At 38.4% G+C, this 14,648-nt stretch carries 17 protein-coding genes and 1 pseudogene; 5 read left to right on the top strand and 13 right to left on the bottom strand.

Translation table 11 applies throughout. The features are described 5' to 3' along the window. Nucleotides 1-244 precede the first annotated feature (244 nt). From DXA74_RS14655 to DXA74_RS14640, 4 genes are all read left to right on the top strand, one after another. Nucleotides 245-1,210 carry a toprim domain-containing protein gene (locus tag DXA74_RS14655; protein ID WP_118528834.1) on the top strand — a complete coding sequence of 322 codons (966 nt, stop codon included), beginning with the start codon at nt 245-247 and terminating at the stop codon, nt 1,208-1,210. A 146-nt stretch (nt 1,211-1,356) separates the two neighbouring features. Then, the gene (locus DXA74_RS14650; RefSeq protein ID WP_118528832.1) at nt 1,357-1,740 is read left to right on the top strand and encodes a MobC family plasmid mobilization relaxosome protein; all 384 of its coding nucleotides are present in this window, start codon (nt 1,357-1,359) and stop codon (nt 1,738-1,740) included. Then, nucleotides 1,706-2,629, top strand: coding sequence for a relaxase/mobilization nuclease domain-containing protein (locus tag DXA74_RS14645; RefSeq protein ID WP_055293693.1), 924 nt, complete (start codon nt 1,706-1,708; stop codon nt 2,627-2,629). Before DXA74_RS14650 ends, DXA74_RS14645 begins: the two co-directional genes overlap by 35 nt. A gap of 4 nt (nt 2,630-2,633) precedes the next feature. Continuing rightward, nucleotides 2,634-3,353 (top strand): hypothetical protein, encoded by a 720-nt coding sequence (locus tag DXA74_RS14640; protein ID WP_007479988.1) that lies wholly within the window; start codon nt 2,634-2,636, stop codon nt 3,351-3,353. Nucleotides 3,354-3,405: 52 nt separating this feature from the next. On the opposite strand, the gene DXA74_RS14635 is transcribed toward DXA74_RS14640, so the two are convergent. From DXA74_RS14635 to DXA74_RS14595, 9 genes are all read right to left on the bottom strand, one after another. Continuing rightward, nucleotides 3,406-3,738 carry a helix-turn-helix domain-containing protein gene (locus tag DXA74_RS14635; RefSeq protein WP_005802205.1) on the bottom strand — a complete coding sequence of 111 codons (333 nt, stop codon included), beginning with the start codon at nt 3,736-3,738 and terminating at the stop codon, nt 3,406-3,408. Between the two features lie 130 nt (nt 3,739-3,868). Beyond that, complete coding sequence (locus DXA74_RS14630; protein ID WP_007479996.1) at nt 3,869-4,288, bottom strand: RteC domain-containing protein; 420 nt, start codon at nt 4,286-4,288, stop codon at nt 3,869-3,871. Then, on the bottom strand, nt 4,242-4,475 hold the full coding sequence (locus DXA74_RS16690) for a hypothetical protein (RefSeq protein WP_007479998.1): 234 nt from the start codon (nt 4,473-4,475) through the stop codon (nt 4,242-4,244). The genes DXA74_RS14630 and DXA74_RS16690 overlap by 47 nt, the downstream gene beginning before the upstream one ends. Before the next feature lie 26 nt (nt 4,476-4,501). Then, nucleotides 4,502-5,497, bottom strand: coding sequence for a sensor histidine kinase (locus DXA74_RS14620; RefSeq protein ID WP_007480000.1), 996 nt, complete (start codon nt 5,495-5,497; stop codon nt 4,502-4,504). Between the two features lie 61 nt (nt 5,498-5,558). Further along, a complete protein-coding gene (locus DXA74_RS14615; RefSeq protein ID WP_007480001.1) occupies nt 5,559-6,320 on the bottom strand; it encodes a LytTR family DNA-binding domain-containing protein in 762 nt (253 codons plus the stop codon). A gap of 57 nt (nt 6,321-6,377) precedes the next feature. Next, entirely contained in the window at nt 6,378-6,596 is a 219-nt protein-coding gene (locus DXA74_RS14610; protein WP_044093701.1) for a hypothetical protein, read from the bottom strand. A 2-nt stretch (nt 6,597-6,598) separates the two neighbouring features. After that, nucleotides 6,599-7,540, bottom strand: coding sequence for a DUF6268 family outer membrane beta-barrel protein (locus tag DXA74_RS14605; RefSeq protein WP_007480002.1), 942 nt, complete (start codon nt 7,538-7,540; stop codon nt 6,599-6,601). 262 nt (nt 7,541-7,802) lie between these two features. After that, nucleotides 7,803-8,942 carry a YhcG family protein gene (locus DXA74_RS14600; RefSeq protein ID WP_007480003.1) on the bottom strand — a complete coding sequence of 380 codons (1,140 nt, stop codon included), beginning with the start codon at nt 8,940-8,942 and terminating at the stop codon, nt 7,803-7,805. A 25-nt stretch (nt 8,943-8,967) separates the two neighbouring features. After that, nucleotides 8,968-10,191, bottom strand: a complete 1,224-nt coding sequence (locus tag DXA74_RS14595; protein ID WP_007480004.1) for a site-specific integrase — start codon at nt 10,189-10,191, stop codon at nt 8,968-8,970. Between the two features lie 433 nt (nt 10,192-10,624). Here DXA74_RS14595 and DXA74_RS14590 point away from each other — a divergent pair, with 433 nt between their 5' ends. Next, complete coding sequence (locus DXA74_RS14590) at nt 10,625-11,434, top strand: Fic family protein (RefSeq protein WP_004291350.1); 810 nt, start codon at nt 10,625-10,627, stop codon at nt 11,432-11,434. 25 nt (nt 11,435-11,459) lie between these two features. On the opposite strand, the gene DXA74_RS14585 is transcribed toward DXA74_RS14590, so the two are convergent. The 4 genes and pseudogenes from DXA74_RS14585 to DXA74_RS14570 all read right to left on the bottom strand — a co-directional run. Further along, nucleotides 11,460-12,200 carry an NERD domain-containing protein gene (locus DXA74_RS14585; RefSeq protein ID WP_004291349.1) on the bottom strand — a complete coding sequence of 247 codons (741 nt, stop codon included), beginning with the start codon at nt 12,198-12,200 and terminating at the stop codon, nt 11,460-11,462. Between the two features lie 9 nt (nt 12,201-12,209). Continuing rightward, entirely contained in the window at nt 12,210-12,653 is a 444-nt protein-coding gene (locus tag DXA74_RS14580) for a hypothetical protein (RefSeq protein ID WP_004291348.1), read from the bottom strand. 55 nt (nt 12,654-12,708) lie between these two features. After that, a pseudogene (locus DXA74_RS14575) lies at nt 12,709-13,427 on the bottom strand (hypothetical protein). Between the two features lie 318 nt (nt 13,428-13,745). Beyond that, nucleotides 13,746-14,648, bottom strand: a 903-nt coding sequence (locus tag DXA74_RS14570; protein ID WP_118528830.1) for a mobilization protein, incomplete at its 5' end; no start/stop codon positions are given.

Genomic DNA, 14,648 nt, shown 5'->3' with positions numbered 1-14,648 from the left:
CTTAACAAGTTTCTTGTGAACAAGCGCATGATTGTGAAAGAGGGCAAGGGCTACCGCTATAATCCCGATTTCCATTATTAAAAGTCAGTTTGGTTTAGTCCGGGTGTATATACAAGAGGAATGGACTTACTATTTCCCAGTATCGAAACAAGCAGGTTTAGTATGGTACGGGTATATATATAACGGACTAAACAGGACTGGCGCACTTTTCAACTATTTTTTAATCCCCAAAAAAGAAAATGTTATGAATATCGAAGATGTGAAACAAATACCCATCGCAGACTATCTGCACAGTTTAGGCTACTCTCCTGTCAAGCAGCAGGGCAACGGCTTATGGTACAAATCACCGTTAAGGGAGGAACACGAACCGTCTTTCAAGGTGAATACTGACCGCAACCTTTGGTATGACTTTGGCGCAGGCAAGGGCGGCAACATCATCGCATTGGCAAAGGAACTCTATTGCTCCGACAGCCTGCCATACCTTTTAAACCGGATAGCGGAACAGACACCGCACGTCCGCCCGGTCAGTTTTTCTTTTCCCCAGCGTAGGACAGAACCGAGTTTCCAACATTTGGAAGTCCGTGACCTTACCCATCCGGCATTGCTCCGTTACTTGCAGGGACGGGGTATCAATGTCGAGCTGGCAAGAAGAGAATGTAAGGAACTCCATTTTACCAATAACGGCAGACCGTTCTTTGCTATCGGTTTCCCGAACATGGCAGGAGGGTACGAGGTTCGCAATTCCTTTTTCAAAGGCTGCATCGCCCCGAAAGACATCACCCATATACGGCAGCAGGGAGAGCCGAGAGAGAAGTGTTTGGTATTCGAGGGTTTTATGGACTATCTTTCTTTCCTCACGCTCCGGATGAAGAACTGCCCGACCATGCCCGACCTTGACAGGCAGGATTATGTCATACTCAACTCTACTGTCAATGTGCCGAAAGCCATTGACGTGCTGTACCCGTATGAACGCATCCACTGTATGCTTGACAATGACGAGACGGGGTATAAGGCGACACAGGCTATTACGTTGGAATATACCTACCGTGTGCGTGACTTCTCGGATAATTACAGGGGTTATTCGGACTTGAACGATTACCTGTGCGGCAGGAAGCAGGAACAGAAGAACAGCACCAGCCAAGCGCAGGAGATAAAGCAGGAAACCGGACAACGTGCCGCCCCAAGACAGAAAAGGGGCAGGGGCATTTAGTCCGGCAGGATTGCCAGCGGCAGGCGGTTTGATTTGGAGAGCAAGGTTATGTTTCGGTAAACCGAAACTACCTTGCTTTGCTCACCGCAAAGAAAATTTCTCCCGTTGGTCGCAATTTTTAAGACACCATTTAAACGTAAAAACCTATGCCGAATGTAAAGGATAAGCCGGGGGGCCGTCCGGCAAAGAAACGGATAGAGAAGCAGCAACGGGTAGTCAGCACGAAGCTGACCGAGTTGCAGTATTACGTCATCAGGAAGCGAGCCGGGGAAGCCGGGCTGCGTGTCAGTGAGTATGTCCGGCAGGCGGTTGTTTCGGCAGAGGTCATACCCCGGCTGAACAGGCAGGATGCGGACACCATTCGCAAGCTGGCAGGGGAAGCCAACAACATCAACCAGTTGGCGCATCGGGCAAATGCCGGAGGTTTCGCACTGGTGGCGGTGGAATTGGTGAAACTCAAAAACAGGATTGTCGAAATTATAAACCAGTTGTCGGATGATTGGAAAAATAAAAAAGGGAAGCGGGTTTAAGGGTTGCGTGAACTATGTGTTGGGCAAGGAACAAGCGGCTTTGCTCCATGCGGACGGGGTACTGACAGAAAGCCGGGGAGATATAATCCGCAGCTTCTGTATGCAGACCGGGATGAATCCCGACTTGAAAAAGCCAGTCGGACATATTGCGTTGAGCTATTCGGCAGTAGATGCACCCAAATTGACAGACGAGAAGATGATACAGCTTGCGCAGGAATATATGCGTGAAATGAAAATCACCGATACACAGTATATCATCGTGCGCCATCAAGACCGGGAGCATCCACATGTGCATATCGTATTCAACCGTATTGACAACAACGGCAAAACCATTTCGGACAAGAATGATATGTACCGTAACGAGCAGGTATGCAAGAAGCTGAAAGCCAAGCACGGGCTTTATTTCGCTGGTGGAAAAGAACAGGTGAAGCAGCACCGCTTGAAAGAGCCGGACAAATCGAAATACGAGATTTACAACGCTGTAAAGAATGAAATCGGGAAATCCCGAAACTGGCAGCAGTTACAGGAGCGGTTAGCGGAAAAGGGTATCACTATTCGGTTCAAGTACAAGGGGCAGACAGGCGAGATACAAGGCGTTTCCTTTTCCAAAGGCGAATACACGTTCAAGGGTTCGGAGATAGACCGTAATTTCAGTTTCTCCAAACTGGATAAGTGTTTTGGGGATGTAGGGCAGACGACAGTCGGAAGCAATAAGCAGACGGTTACCGCACCTGTTCAGAAATCAGTATCGGCACCCGACAAAGCGGATAATTCTTTTATTGTAGGTTTAGGCGGTTTGTTTTCCGGTTTGTCAGCCCCGGCTGATGAAATGCCCGATGATTCCTTTTTGAGGAAGAAGAAGAAAAAGAAAAAACAACTTAAATTGTAAATACATGGAGGAAAATTTGATTTTAGAGGGGCTTCTCTCAATGGTTACTGAACTGAAAGAGAAGCAGGAAGCACAGGTAACGCCAGCCAGTCGGGAGGAAACTCTTGAAAGGCTGAACGCAATCGAACAGGCATTGTCGGAACTACACAGCAACCCTGCTGTTCCCGAAAAGGATTTGCAGGCTATCCGAAGCCAGCTTGACGAGATAAGGAACAGGATGCAAGGTCAGCAGAAACATATCGAGGACACTAAGAAAATAGTATTGGAAACCTACCGTTGTTTCAAGGTAATGATTGACGCTTTGGGCTCTTGCAAGACGGACAAAGAGGAAGTTACGCCCTTACCGCTCTATCAACAGATTTACAACAAAGTAGCTTCTTGGATTCGTCCGGGATTGTTTCTTTTTTCGGCAGTGCTGATTATCTGTTCCGCTTCCATATTCTTGAATGTCCGTTTGGCTGAACGTATGCAGCAGTTGCAGGACAACGATATGAAATACCGCTATTTGCTGATGCAAGGACAGGCAGACGGGGAAACTTTTGATATACTGGAAAACAAGTTCAAGTGGCAACGGGATAACGGTTTTATCCGAAGTCTGACCGATTCAGTGATGGATTTTGAATACCGCATCCAAAAGCAGGCGGAAACACTGGAACGTGCAAGGCTGTTGAACGAGCAAGCCGAACAGCTAAAGAAAGAAGCCGATAAGCTGGGCAAGCCATAAACAGGGAAAGCCGGAACGGATGAAGCACATTCACCGTTCCAACTTTTCAGATTCACTTCTTTTTCTTCGTACAGTGTTCTTTCTCGAACTGGCGTAGCGTGGTAATGCTGAACCTTTCCTTGATGAACTCCCGGACATCGGAAGCCTTGTAATACACTTTTCCGCTGATTGTGAAGTACGGCAGCGCACCGATAGCCCGGTAGCGTTGCAGGGTTTTGATACTTACTTTGAACAGCAGGCACAAGTCCTGATTATCCAATAGGTTGTCATCTTCGGGCAGTACCCTGTCTGCATTGCGTAGTACCCGTACATCCTTGCAGAGTTCTTCCAGTTTGGCGTACAGCTTCTGCATCCATTCACCAAATTCGTCATTCTCTATATACATAATTGCTTCATGTTTCAGATTATACATTCTTGTTTGTCAATCGATTGATGAAGCAAAGTTCTAAAAACGGATGCAAAGAAATTACAGGGGAACTAATGGAATCCTCTATAAATAAATCATAAGTTGTTGATTATCTGTATCCTTTCTTGTCATGTTCTTTTTTGATTAGGTCTGCCAGTCCATTAAGAAATTCAGTAAGTTTGCCCGGCTTCCGTTTTATCACGTCCTCATGCTTTTGGTGGCAGTCGCTTATTCTGATGTTGAAAAGCCATTCAAAGGCTTTCGCCAAGTCCACCAAATAAGCAGGTTTACCGTTCTGATAAACGATGTCTTTGGAGAGGAACAGACCGCTTACCATTTCCATGATGTTGATAAGGGTTGTTTTATCAGCGAGATAGAGAGGGGAAATGTTTTGTCTTTCAAGCCGTTGTTTGAGTTGTTCCGGATACTTGATGCGCCATTCGATAAGGCGTATTTCAGTGTTCAAAAGTCCTATTGCTTCATCAATAAGATGCAAATAGGGCATTTTTTTCTTGCTCAAACCGTACACGGTACGATTTAAGACGGTACAAGCCAAAAGAAAAATAACGTAGTAATATGCTGTAATTCTGCTCGTTGATACTGAAATTGGTGACATGAATAGCTAATTCTTCAATAGCTTCTGTCAGTTCGGATGCAGAAACTTTACGCTGTGAGTATTCCGACAATAACCGGAAAAACCTCTGATTAAAAATCATATCCATCTGAGATTATTTACAATCGTCTAAATATAAGGTAGTTTTACAATAAAATTAGTTTTTATTTCTGTTATAAGTACCTCTTTGTCATATAAAGAATATTGTTTCCTTAAGTTGTTCAATCCCATACCATTTTTTGTCACATAGCTACGTAGCTGTATATTGTTGGAAACTGTTACTCCACCCTTATTTATAGTTATATAAATAATTAATGGTGATTTAGAAGTACTTATATTGTGTTTTAAAGCGTTTTCTACCAACATCTGTAAACTTGCCGGAATAATAGCTTTATCTTGATGTTTCTTATCATTTTCAATGAAAACCTGTAATGTATCCCCAAAACGTATCTGTTCTAAATATAAATAAGAATCGACAAATTGTAATTCTTCTTGTAACGTTACTGTTGGTCGGTCATGTGTAGTCAGCAGATACCGATAAACATTGGATAATTTTTTAGTAAATAGATTTGTTTTTTCAGCATCTTGATATGCAAGAGAAGAAAGAACATTTAGACTATTAAATAGGAAATGAGGGTTTATTTGATTTTTTAATGCTTCAAACTGATAGATAGCTTTTTCTTTCTCAATGATATTTAATTTGTTTTCATTTTCAATCTGCCGCTTATTGTAAAAGAATAATTCAATAAATAAAACAATAATACTATTCCATAAAATCATTGGTAATACTTGATATAGTATATCAAATTTACCGGGAAAAATAAGAAGTAAAACATAATTTACAACTATGGATAACGTACCTATTAATAATGCCGTTAATATGAAATCAATGATAACAGAGTGGGAAGCACTGTATTTAGAATTGTTTTTTTGAAGAATGCTGATAACCTTATAATCAATAGCCCCAATTATTAGGCATATAGGCATATTTAGAAAGAAATTAGACAAAATATTTTCTATTTTATAAGAGCTACTATTTGCTAATAATGAAAATGTAGAAATACATAGAAATAGTGATATTGCTATAAGTGATATGAATAATATTATCGACTTTCTTTTTCCCATAAACTGTGATATTATAATAATTATCAATACAAAAGATAAAGTTAAATTTTCATGTCTATAATTACGACTTAACATCATCAATCCAGTTTAAAAAATCACTAACACGGTTACGACTAACTAAAACTTCATGGGGACATTCCGGCAGGAAGTATAGTTTCAGTCGGCTTCCAAAATATTTTGAACTTTTTTGTATAGACTTGATATTGGCAATACAATTTCTTGAAACACGGAAAAACATATTTCTATCCAACATACATTCTAACTGTTCCAATGAATAGTTTATTATATATCTACGATTAGAAAACAGATGTAAATAGATGTATTTTTCTTCACTGTAGAAAAAGGCTATATCAGCAGTTTCAACATATTGGAAAGAGTCACCAATTTGTATCAAAAAACGATTCTTCTTGTTGTTAGATAAATATGTTTCTTCCAATTTTTTATATTCGGGCATTGTACAATTCAAATAGTTCCTTCGTTCAAATTTGCATAATGCCGCATCCAGTTCTTTTTCATCAATAGGTTTTAATAAATAGTCTATACTATTCACTTTAAAAGCCTTTAATGCGTATTCATCATAAGCTGTCGTAAAAATAACAGGAATTTCTATAGGACATTGTTCAAATATCTCAAAGCTAATTCCATCCGATAATCGTATATCAACAATCATCAAATCAATATTTCCCTGTTTTAGAAATCCGACTGCCTGCTCCACACTCTCTGCCCAGCCAATCATTTGATAATCGGCTCTTAGTGCCTGCATCATACGCTTTATTTCTTCATAAGCAAAACGCTCATCTTCTACTAACAAATATTTCATCATATCTATTTTTCCCTTGTTGAACTATACTATCCTCAAAAATACAATATATTGGGATTACTATTTAAGTTCTTCTGCATAAATATCTATAATTTTAAGCATTGCTACAATTTCATGTGCTGTAAGTCCAGTACATTCAATTCTTAAAATTTTTTCCCAATCTTCAAAATCCACATTCCAATGGCTTATTCGTGAACATTTATTCAAAATACTTCCGATTCGTTTTAAATCTGTCTTTTTGGATATGGACGTTCTAAATATGAACAGTAGATTATCCATAGTTAAAAACCATAACGAAAGCCAGCCATTACATGAAAGGCTCTATCGAAATTCCACTTTTCATTATTTCCCTTGAAGCTATTGGCAAAACCTTTCCAGCTTCTATCTGCGATTTTTACACTATGATAAATATCTGCTCCTATACCTAAATATATAAAAGATTTCTCCTTTATCTTAAACTCTGGACGTAAATAAGACCTTAATCGTGTTGAACCATAAATTTTAGACTCTCCGTCTTTCTTTATTACAGAGGATATTCCATCCATATCGTATGGCACTAAACTTAATTTAAACCTGTCTGTCAAAATTCTTGTTACAGACACTTTTAAACGGTTGGCTACCTCTACATCAATTTCGTATTTTCCTGTTGTTTTCCACTTCAAAAAAGTCATAGGCATAATAATGGGTGCACCGTATGAATTTGTTAAACCTGCTCCAATGCCAATATCTAAATTATCTCTTATTTTATATGCAAAAATTACTGCACCATTAGCTAAAATACTTTTGAATGATACATGGTTAGGTGAAGAATATACGCCAGCCCCAAGTGAAGCAATCAAATACCATTTATCGGAAATAGGACGTCGATGTGAAATATTAAAACTACAGTTAAGGATATTCTTAGGGTTTATATCCAGAGCTTCATCTTTATTATTCAAAACAGAATATACGCAGTTTATAGTGGCAGACCACGCTACTACTTGTCCTTTTTCATTCCTTTTCACAGAAAGAGGTAGCGTATATCTTCCTGAAATTTGAAATAAATCGCCTGAACCATGCTTTTTATCATCTTTATCCAATAAGTTTCTCTGTGGCGTATATCCTGTTTCTATAAAGCCTTGTGCTGAAAGATTGTGAGGGATAACGGTACACAATAACAATATCAGTTGTAATTTTGATACTGATAGTAATAATTTTCTCTTGCTTAAATTGAATGAAACCATACTTTAACTATTAAAATGTTTGTGCAAAAATAAGTATGGGTAAATTATAGAACAATGTAATTCAGATGAGTCGCAGAATAAGCAGGATGAAGTTTAGAATCAAACGGATGAAATGCAAAGATTTGTTTCGATTGGCAAAGTTTAGTTTGTGTTACTTTATATATCCAAGCTGAACTAAACTTATTTGTATAAAAAGCAAAACTGGCGAAAGAAAAAGCCTGTTTCTCTTTTCTCCAGTTTTGTTTTTGACATACTTTGTATTTTAATAGCTTGAGGAAGAAATGAACTCTTTTATTTCTTCTTCTGTTGGAAGTTCTATCCTATACTTCTGTACAAAGATATTTGGGTCTAATCCGGCAGTGGCATACTTTACTAATGTATCTCCCTTTTCAGTGCAAAGCAGAATACCGATAGGTGGATTATCATCCGGCTGCATCACTTCCGCTTTGAAATAGTTCAGATACATATTTAGTTGCGAAGCATACTCATGGTGGAACTTGTCTATCTTCAATTCTACAATAACATGACATTTCAAAATACGATGATAGAACACAAGGTCGGCAAAGAAATAATCTTCATCAATCAAGATGCGTTTTTGCCGGGCTTCAAAGCAGAAGCCATGTCCCATTTCCAATAGGAAGCGTTGCAAGTTGTCAAGAATGGATTGTTCCAAATCGTTTTCCGTCACTAATGCACGTTCATTCAACCCTAAGAACTCCAAAGTAACAGGTGTATTGATAACATCTTTAGGTTGTAATAAGGTTGCTTGTTGCTGGACTAAAGCGGAGAGGGCTTCTTTGTTTTTGGATAGTCCGCTACGTTCGTAATATAAAGATGCGATTTGTCGCTCCAACTCCTTTACAGACCAGCAGCCACGAATGGTTTCCATTTCATAGAAAGCACGTTTTACCGGATTCTCAATTCCCGATATAGTGTTTAAATGGGTGGAAGATAATCTATTGAATAATCTATCAGCCGGAATCATCCATGTTTCGGTTTGTGGGTATTCTGTTGATAGTTTCCAAATGCCATTTTCAGATTCGGCGGTCACCAACCGCCGAATTGGTTCAGTGAATTCAGCGGTCAATGACTGCCGAATTTGAATTTGTGATGCAATGTATTGTGTAACAGGTTCTTTTAGTTGTGGATAAACGAGGTACAGCCGCCTAAATTCACGGAATCTACGTTCATTCAGACCTTTTGTTTTCAGTCGTTGTTCCAGTTTTTTCAACAATTGTTCACCGTAGGCGGCACGGTCTTCTCCGTTCTGCTCAAACTCCACAATATAGCACCCCATAAGCCAGTTACGGGAAGTAAGGGCAAGGTTTACAGCGTGTGCGGCTTGTGCCTGCAACGTGTTCTGTATCGTGCTGATATGTTTTACTAATGCTTCAAAGTTCATAGTTACAAAGATAAGTCTTTTATGGTTAAAACTTTAGTTCGGGCAAGCTGTTTATTGCTTCCTCTTTCAATTTATCCACCGCACGGGTGTATTTTTCCGTATGTTTCAATCCGCTATGACCTAAAAGGCTGGCTACGGTTTTGATATTTGCCCCATTGTTCAGAATGTTCACGGCAAACGAATGTCGGGCACAATGCCAGCTTATATGTTTGTCTATTCCGGCTCTTTTTACCCAACGCTTTACAGACTTACAGCAGCTTTCGTATGAGGGCAAATCAAATATCAAGCAATCTTTGTCTGCCGGAGCTTCACCAATAATGGATAACAGACCGTCATTCAGAGGGATAACCACACCGCTGCTGGCTGAATGTCCCTTAGTCTTGTTTTGCTCGAACTTCAATAATCTATTGGCATAGTCCACGTTCTTATAAGTAAGGTCTTTCACATCGCAGAAGCGCAGACCGCAATACAGGCAAAAGATGAAAGCCCGTCTGACTGTCGGATTTTCATTATCATAATGGCAAGCCACCAGCTTTTGTATTTCTTCGGGAGAAAGTACATCTTTCCGAAGAATCTGACTATCCACTTTGCAGGTAACGCCTTTGCAGGGGTCTTTCAGCATAACATCATGGTCTATCGCATAGCGAATAACTTTCTTGAAACGCTGGAAAATGCTTTTAGCACCCTCGCCCACACTTCGAGATTGCAGATAGGCTACAAACTGTTCCATCATTTCTTTAGTAATGAATTCCGGTTTGATACTAAACTCATTCATTGGGTATTGCTCTTTTAAGAAGTCCTTAAAACGGCTAAGCGCAATTTGTACCATGCGAATATCTTTCTTGGTATAACTGTTGATATAGGCTTGGAAATAGTCTAAGAAATTGACTGTTCTATCTTTTTTCAACCGATAGCCCAACATACTTTCTTTAAACTCCTGCTCACGCTCCGCACGTATGCGCATGGCGAGTTCCAAAGTTTCTTTGTTCTGCTGGCGTTCCGCAGGGGTACGGGGCTTATCTATCAGATACAGACTAAGGTTTTCTTTTCGCCTGTTGTGCTTTACTGCAAACTTGGGCTTACCTTGCATCTTTCCACTATCATAGTACACTTGATTGCCGTTTTCATCTAATACGGGCTTTTCCTCTCTACCTAAATAATACTCTAAGTAAAGGCTGATTCTACCATCCGAGAGCTTATTTTGCTCTAACTTGGGGTTTTCTTTCGTTTTATTTTCTAACTTTGCCATTGTTTAGAGGTTTTATCCCGATTTAGGTACCATAACCGGGTGATTACGCTAAATAGTTGATTTTCTTTTGTTTTCCGATATCGCAAAGGTACAAAAGAAAATGATATTTCAAAGTGTACTAAAAGTGTACTGAATAACGGAAAATGGGCAAAATATGGCAAAAATAGAGAAAATAGGAAATATGCAAATTATTGATAATAAGGAAGATAAATTCTTTTGTTTTCCTATGATTTCTATGCCTTGTACCGGGTCTGGGTACAAGAAAGAAAGCTAAGTATTTGATAATTCAATACTTAGCTTTTTCTTTTGCTTGAATTTTCCCCACATTTTCCCCACACGTGCAAAAAATATAGCAGTAAGTCATTATTTCTTTTGGTTGAACGTAGTAAATAAGTTACCTTTGAAAAGAAATAAAGCCTATTAAATAAAAGTAATGGAACAAGGTGTTTGGCAAGAAATAGAACTGTTGTACCAGAAGTTTCAAAAACTTGGTATCAGTGAAGCGGTGGACTATGACAAGTACTACCTTTATTCTCTCATTACCCATTCCACAGCCATAGAAGGCTCAACGTTGACCGAACTTGATACGCAGCTTCTCTTTGACGAGGGAGTAACAGCGAAAGGGAAACCGCTTGTGCATCATCTGATGAATGAAGATTTGAAGCAAGCGTATGAACTTGCCAAAACTGAATCAGGCAGTCTTGTACCTATAACTCCTGCTTTTCTGAAAAGGTTGAATGCAATGTTGATGCGTACTACTGGCAGCGTTCACAGTGTGTTGGGCGGCTCTTTTGATTCTTCTAAAGGAGAGTTCCGTCTATGTGGTGTTACGGCTGGTGTTGGTGGACATTCTTATATGAACTATTTGAAAGTTCCTGCTAAGGTGGATGAACTTTGTGCGATTCTTCAAGAGAAGCAAAAAAAAATGGGAACACTTCGAGAACAATACGAATTGAGCTTTAATGCCCACCTTAATTTAGTAACTATTCATCCGTGGGTGGATGGCAACGGAAGAACGGCTCGATTACTGATGAACTACATCCAATTTTGTTATCACCTTTTTCCGACCAAAATATTTAAAGAAGATAGAGAAGAATATATTCTTTCCCTGCGCCAATGTCAGAATGAAGAAACTAATCAGCCGTTTTTGGACTTTATGGCAAGGCAGTTGAAGAAATCACTTTCTATAGAAATTGAACGATTCAATGTATCACGAAAGAAAGGGTTTAGTTTTATGTTCTGATACTATATAAAACAAGGATTGCTATTTATGAGTTTATGGTAAACTTGCATGTGGGAAAGTTTGAACATCCATAGAAAGTGCCGTACTTGCCTTTCCTCAAAATGAGATGTCCTCCGCATTGAGGACAAACACCTTGATTTATTAGGCGTGAACTTCTGTATTGCCGAGCCTTTGCGTTATGCTTATGCTGTTTTAGTTTCTCTTTATCAGCGATTATGCGATTCTGGTTAATTGTCTGTATTATCCAATTTATGGTCTCCTGATTAAGAACAGCAGTTCTGTATTGTAATATAGCACGTTTTAGATTATATCTGTTTACAACTATGTTATTGTCAGCATGCACTTTTAATTCCGCACTGTTATTGAAAACGACAATTGGAATAAAAAGTATATCCGTTGAACATTTGAGCAAATGATGCAAAAATCTTACATGTCCAGCGTTTTGTTTTATCGGATTGTAAAATTGATGTTTACTTTTATAGATGGTTTGCGTCCAGTATTCACCGTTCTCTCTGCCCAAAATCCAACCTTTATATCCCTTTGTTTCAATTACAAAGACACCATAAGGTGAAACTACAATATGGTCAATTTGTGTTGAATATCCGTTACTTTCGAATAGTAAATCATTAAAAACAACATACTCTTCTGGTAACTCTTGAATCTTGTTATTCACAAGTTTTTCAGAATACTTGCCTTTCCACATTGGCATCTTCAATTTAATAAAGATTACCACTGCAAAAAAGATAACGGTGATGGCAATATGCATATTACTGATTTAATAGATTCTTTTTATCCATCTTTTACTTGATTCAAATCCCCATTGAACATGCCATCTTCTTCCTGTTACTTTATCTAACAAAAGAAATTGATATATATTTTTTGTTGGATATAATTCAAATGTTCCACAGCCTGTACCAAGAGATAGGTCTTCGTTATTAAGGGTTGCAGAACCTTCTTTATCATCATCCAAAGACCATTGTACAATTTCTATTTTCCCTGTCATTGTATCTAATTGCAGAAAATTATATATATTTTCTGTTGGATATAGCTTGTATCTATCAAGTCCATGCATACGAAAATCTATATCTTCTACAATAGCATGTATTTTAATCAAAGTAGAATCATTAACTGTTTTGGTATGTGAAATGGAACTTTCATTTTGTGCAAAAACACATAATGGAATTAAAAATAAATAAAAAATAATCGTAAGTTTCTTCATAGGTAAATCATTTAAGTGATTAAAATTAAGGGTAATAGTATAGCTATTACTGTATTTATTTCTTCCTATTTACATCCCATTTGAAAGTATAAATATAATCTCCGATGGGAATGTTTACAATCAAAATCTTACCTTTTTTCCTTTTAATATTCATATAGCCAATAATAGCTTCATCGGGATAAATAGTTGTGGTTTTTAAATATCCTTGTTCACGTATAGTTCGGTCATTATCCATCATTTGTCCTAATGTAAGCATTTGATTGGTAGATGCGACATTTGCTTGGTATGCTGCATTAGCGTCATAATGATTGGTTATGGTAGTGTAAGCATAACCATTAGAAGAATAAGACGTAGAATAGGATGTTGAATATCCTGCTGTTCCTGCATTAATGCCGGCAGAGATTCCATATAATGCCATAGCCCATGCTTGTGAGCGTTTTATTTTTTTTGATATTCTTCATTTGTATATACTTCAAGTTTTAAAGTATCATCTTTTTTTGTTAGTAGATTAGAGTGTACGCTATCAGGTTGGAATACAATTGGGGTTTCACTTAAATTCTTGATAAAAATATCCAAGTGATAGTATTTTCCATAATCATCTTTTTCCTCAAAGCATGAAAGACCTACAACAAAATCATTTTTGTTTAAATAAGCCCAAAATTTTCCATCATTATATTCTGTCAGGATAGAATCGTTTTGGGGGTATATGAATGTTTGGGCTTTACATATGGTTGAAAGCAATAAAAATATTACCACGCATATATTCTGTTTCATATCAACTAACTGTTTTAATTATACACCTCCAGCTGTCACAAGGACTTTATAATATCACGAAGCGTGGAACTGTAATGCCACGTCTTTGAATGAAGGTCCTGAGAAAACCTTTGTGTACAGATGTAACAATAGCAGCCCACGCTATAGCGTGAGAACCACTATGCTATTCTTGTACACGTTTGAAAGTTTCTCAGGTTTTCATTCGCAAGAAATAAGCATAACGCTTCTTCTAAATTCTAATATGTCTTGGATAGAGTAGCCTCAATCCGCTTACAAAGATATTTAATTTTATTGAGATACAATCAAATACTATCATAATTACATTCTGAATCCTCTACTTTTTCTTGGTTCTTCTGCTAATTGTCGCAAACCTTGCCTTAATTTTTCCCATTGCTCCTTAAACCATTCGCCTATCGGCTGTCTGTTTATGGTCAGTATCAGTTTGCTATCATCGGTTGGATTCTTTTCCACCTTGAAAATATCATTCTTGATGTCAAACTTACGTTTGTGTTCTTCGGAATAAATCCTACCATTGCATCTGATAGCTTCCTTTTTTGTCAAAAGACTGTTTATCATATCTTTGGTAAATCCGATGGCATAGCAGAGCTTTTCCATTCTCAACATTTCTTTGAGCAATGGGAACCAGTTGAACGCTTTTTCAAGAATGGCGTTCAATCGTGAAATTTCCTTGTCTTTGGCTTCAAGTTCTTGATTATGTATTCCTTGCAGGTTACGAATCTGCTTACTATGCTGTTCCTGCATTTGTTGCATCTTGGCTTTTAATTCATCAATGCCCTTGTCACGTTTGGCAATTTCATGACGTAAATTCTCGTTAGATTGTTCTAAATCTTTCAACTTTCCACTTCCGAAAAGAGAACCTACACCACTGGTTATGGCAGTGGCTACATCGGTAGCTGCACTTTTGAGTTTGTCCGTGCGTATCTCTGCTTTTACTTGTTTGAGTTCTTGCTCGGCAAGGCTTACCTGTTGCTCCTTGTGTCGTTTGGTTTCCTCTATACGTTGCAGTTCGGCTTTCTGTTTTTTTATGATGAAATCGTTTCGCTCCAAGTGCTCCTTACCAGTGACAGCTTTTGCCTGCCCACGTTCCATCAGAAGTATATTGGAAGCCAAGGTCTGCATGGCTGCCATATCCTCGTCATTGAGCTTTCTGCTCTTTCCGGTTTCGTGGTTCATCCAGTCGAAAACGATATGGGCATGATA

This window comes from Bacteroides sp. OF04-15BH (assembly GCF_003477995.1).
Classification (GTDB): domain Bacteria; phylum Bacteroidota; class Bacteroidia; order Bacteroidales; family Bacteroidaceae; genus Paraprevotella.
The sequence above is the reverse complement of the archived record's forward strand: the minus strand, read 5'-3'. Positions and strand labels throughout refer to the sequence as shown.

Coding starts and splice junctions, on each gene's coding strand:
- DXA74_RS14645 (WP_055293693.1), top strand. CDS start 1,706: ATGATTGGAAAAATAAAAAAGGGAAGCGGGTTTAAGGGTTGCGTGAAC.
- DXA74_RS14635 (WP_005802205.1), bottom strand. CDS start 3,738: ATGTATATAGAGAATGACGAATTTGGTGAATGGATGCAGAAGCTGTAC.
- DXA74_RS14605 (WP_007480002.1), bottom strand. CDS start 7,540: ATGGTTTCATTCAATTTAAGCAAGAGAAAATTATTACTATCAGTATCA.
- DXA74_RS16690 (WP_007479998.1), bottom strand. CDS start 4,475: ATGATTTTTAATCAGAGGTTTTTCCGGTTATTGTCGGAATACTCACAG.
- DXA74_RS14620 (WP_007480000.1), bottom strand. CDS start 5,497: ATGGGAAAAAGAAAGTCGATAATATTATTCATATCACTTATAGCAATA.
- DXA74_RS14650 (WP_118528832.1), top strand. CDS start 1,357: ATGCCGAATGTAAAGGATAAGCCGGGGGGCCGTCCGGCAAAGAAACGG.
- DXA74_RS14590 (WP_004291350.1), top strand. CDS start 10,625: ATGGAACAAGGTGTTTGGCAAGAAATAGAACTGTTGTACCAGAAGTTT.
- DXA74_RS14595 (WP_007480004.1), bottom strand. CDS start 10,191: ATGGCAAAGTTAGAAAATAAAACGAAAGAAAACCCCAAGTTAGAGCAA.
- DXA74_RS14640 (WP_007479988.1), top strand. CDS start 2,634: ATGGAGGAAAATTTGATTTTAGAGGGGCTTCTCTCAATGGTTACTGAA.
- DXA74_RS14600 (WP_007480003.1), bottom strand. CDS start 8,942: ATGAACTTTGAAGCATTAGTAAAACATATCAGCACGATACAGAACACG.
- DXA74_RS14610 (WP_044093701.1), bottom strand. CDS start 6,596: ATGGATAATCTACTGTTCATATTTAGAACGTCCATATCCAAAAAGACA.
- DXA74_RS14655 (WP_118528834.1), top strand. CDS start 245: ATGAATATCGAAGATGTGAAACAAATACCCATCGCAGACTATCTGCAC.
- DXA74_RS14615 (WP_007480001.1), bottom strand. CDS start 6,320: ATGATGAAATATTTGTTAGTAGAAGATGAGCGTTTTGCTTATGAAGAA.
- DXA74_RS14585 (WP_004291349.1), bottom strand. CDS start 12,200: ATGCATATTGCCATCACCGTTATCTTTTTTGCAGTGGTAATCTTTATT.
- DXA74_RS14580 (WP_004291348.1), bottom strand. CDS start 12,653: ATGAAGAAACTTACGATTATTTTTTATTTATTTTTAATTCCATTATGT.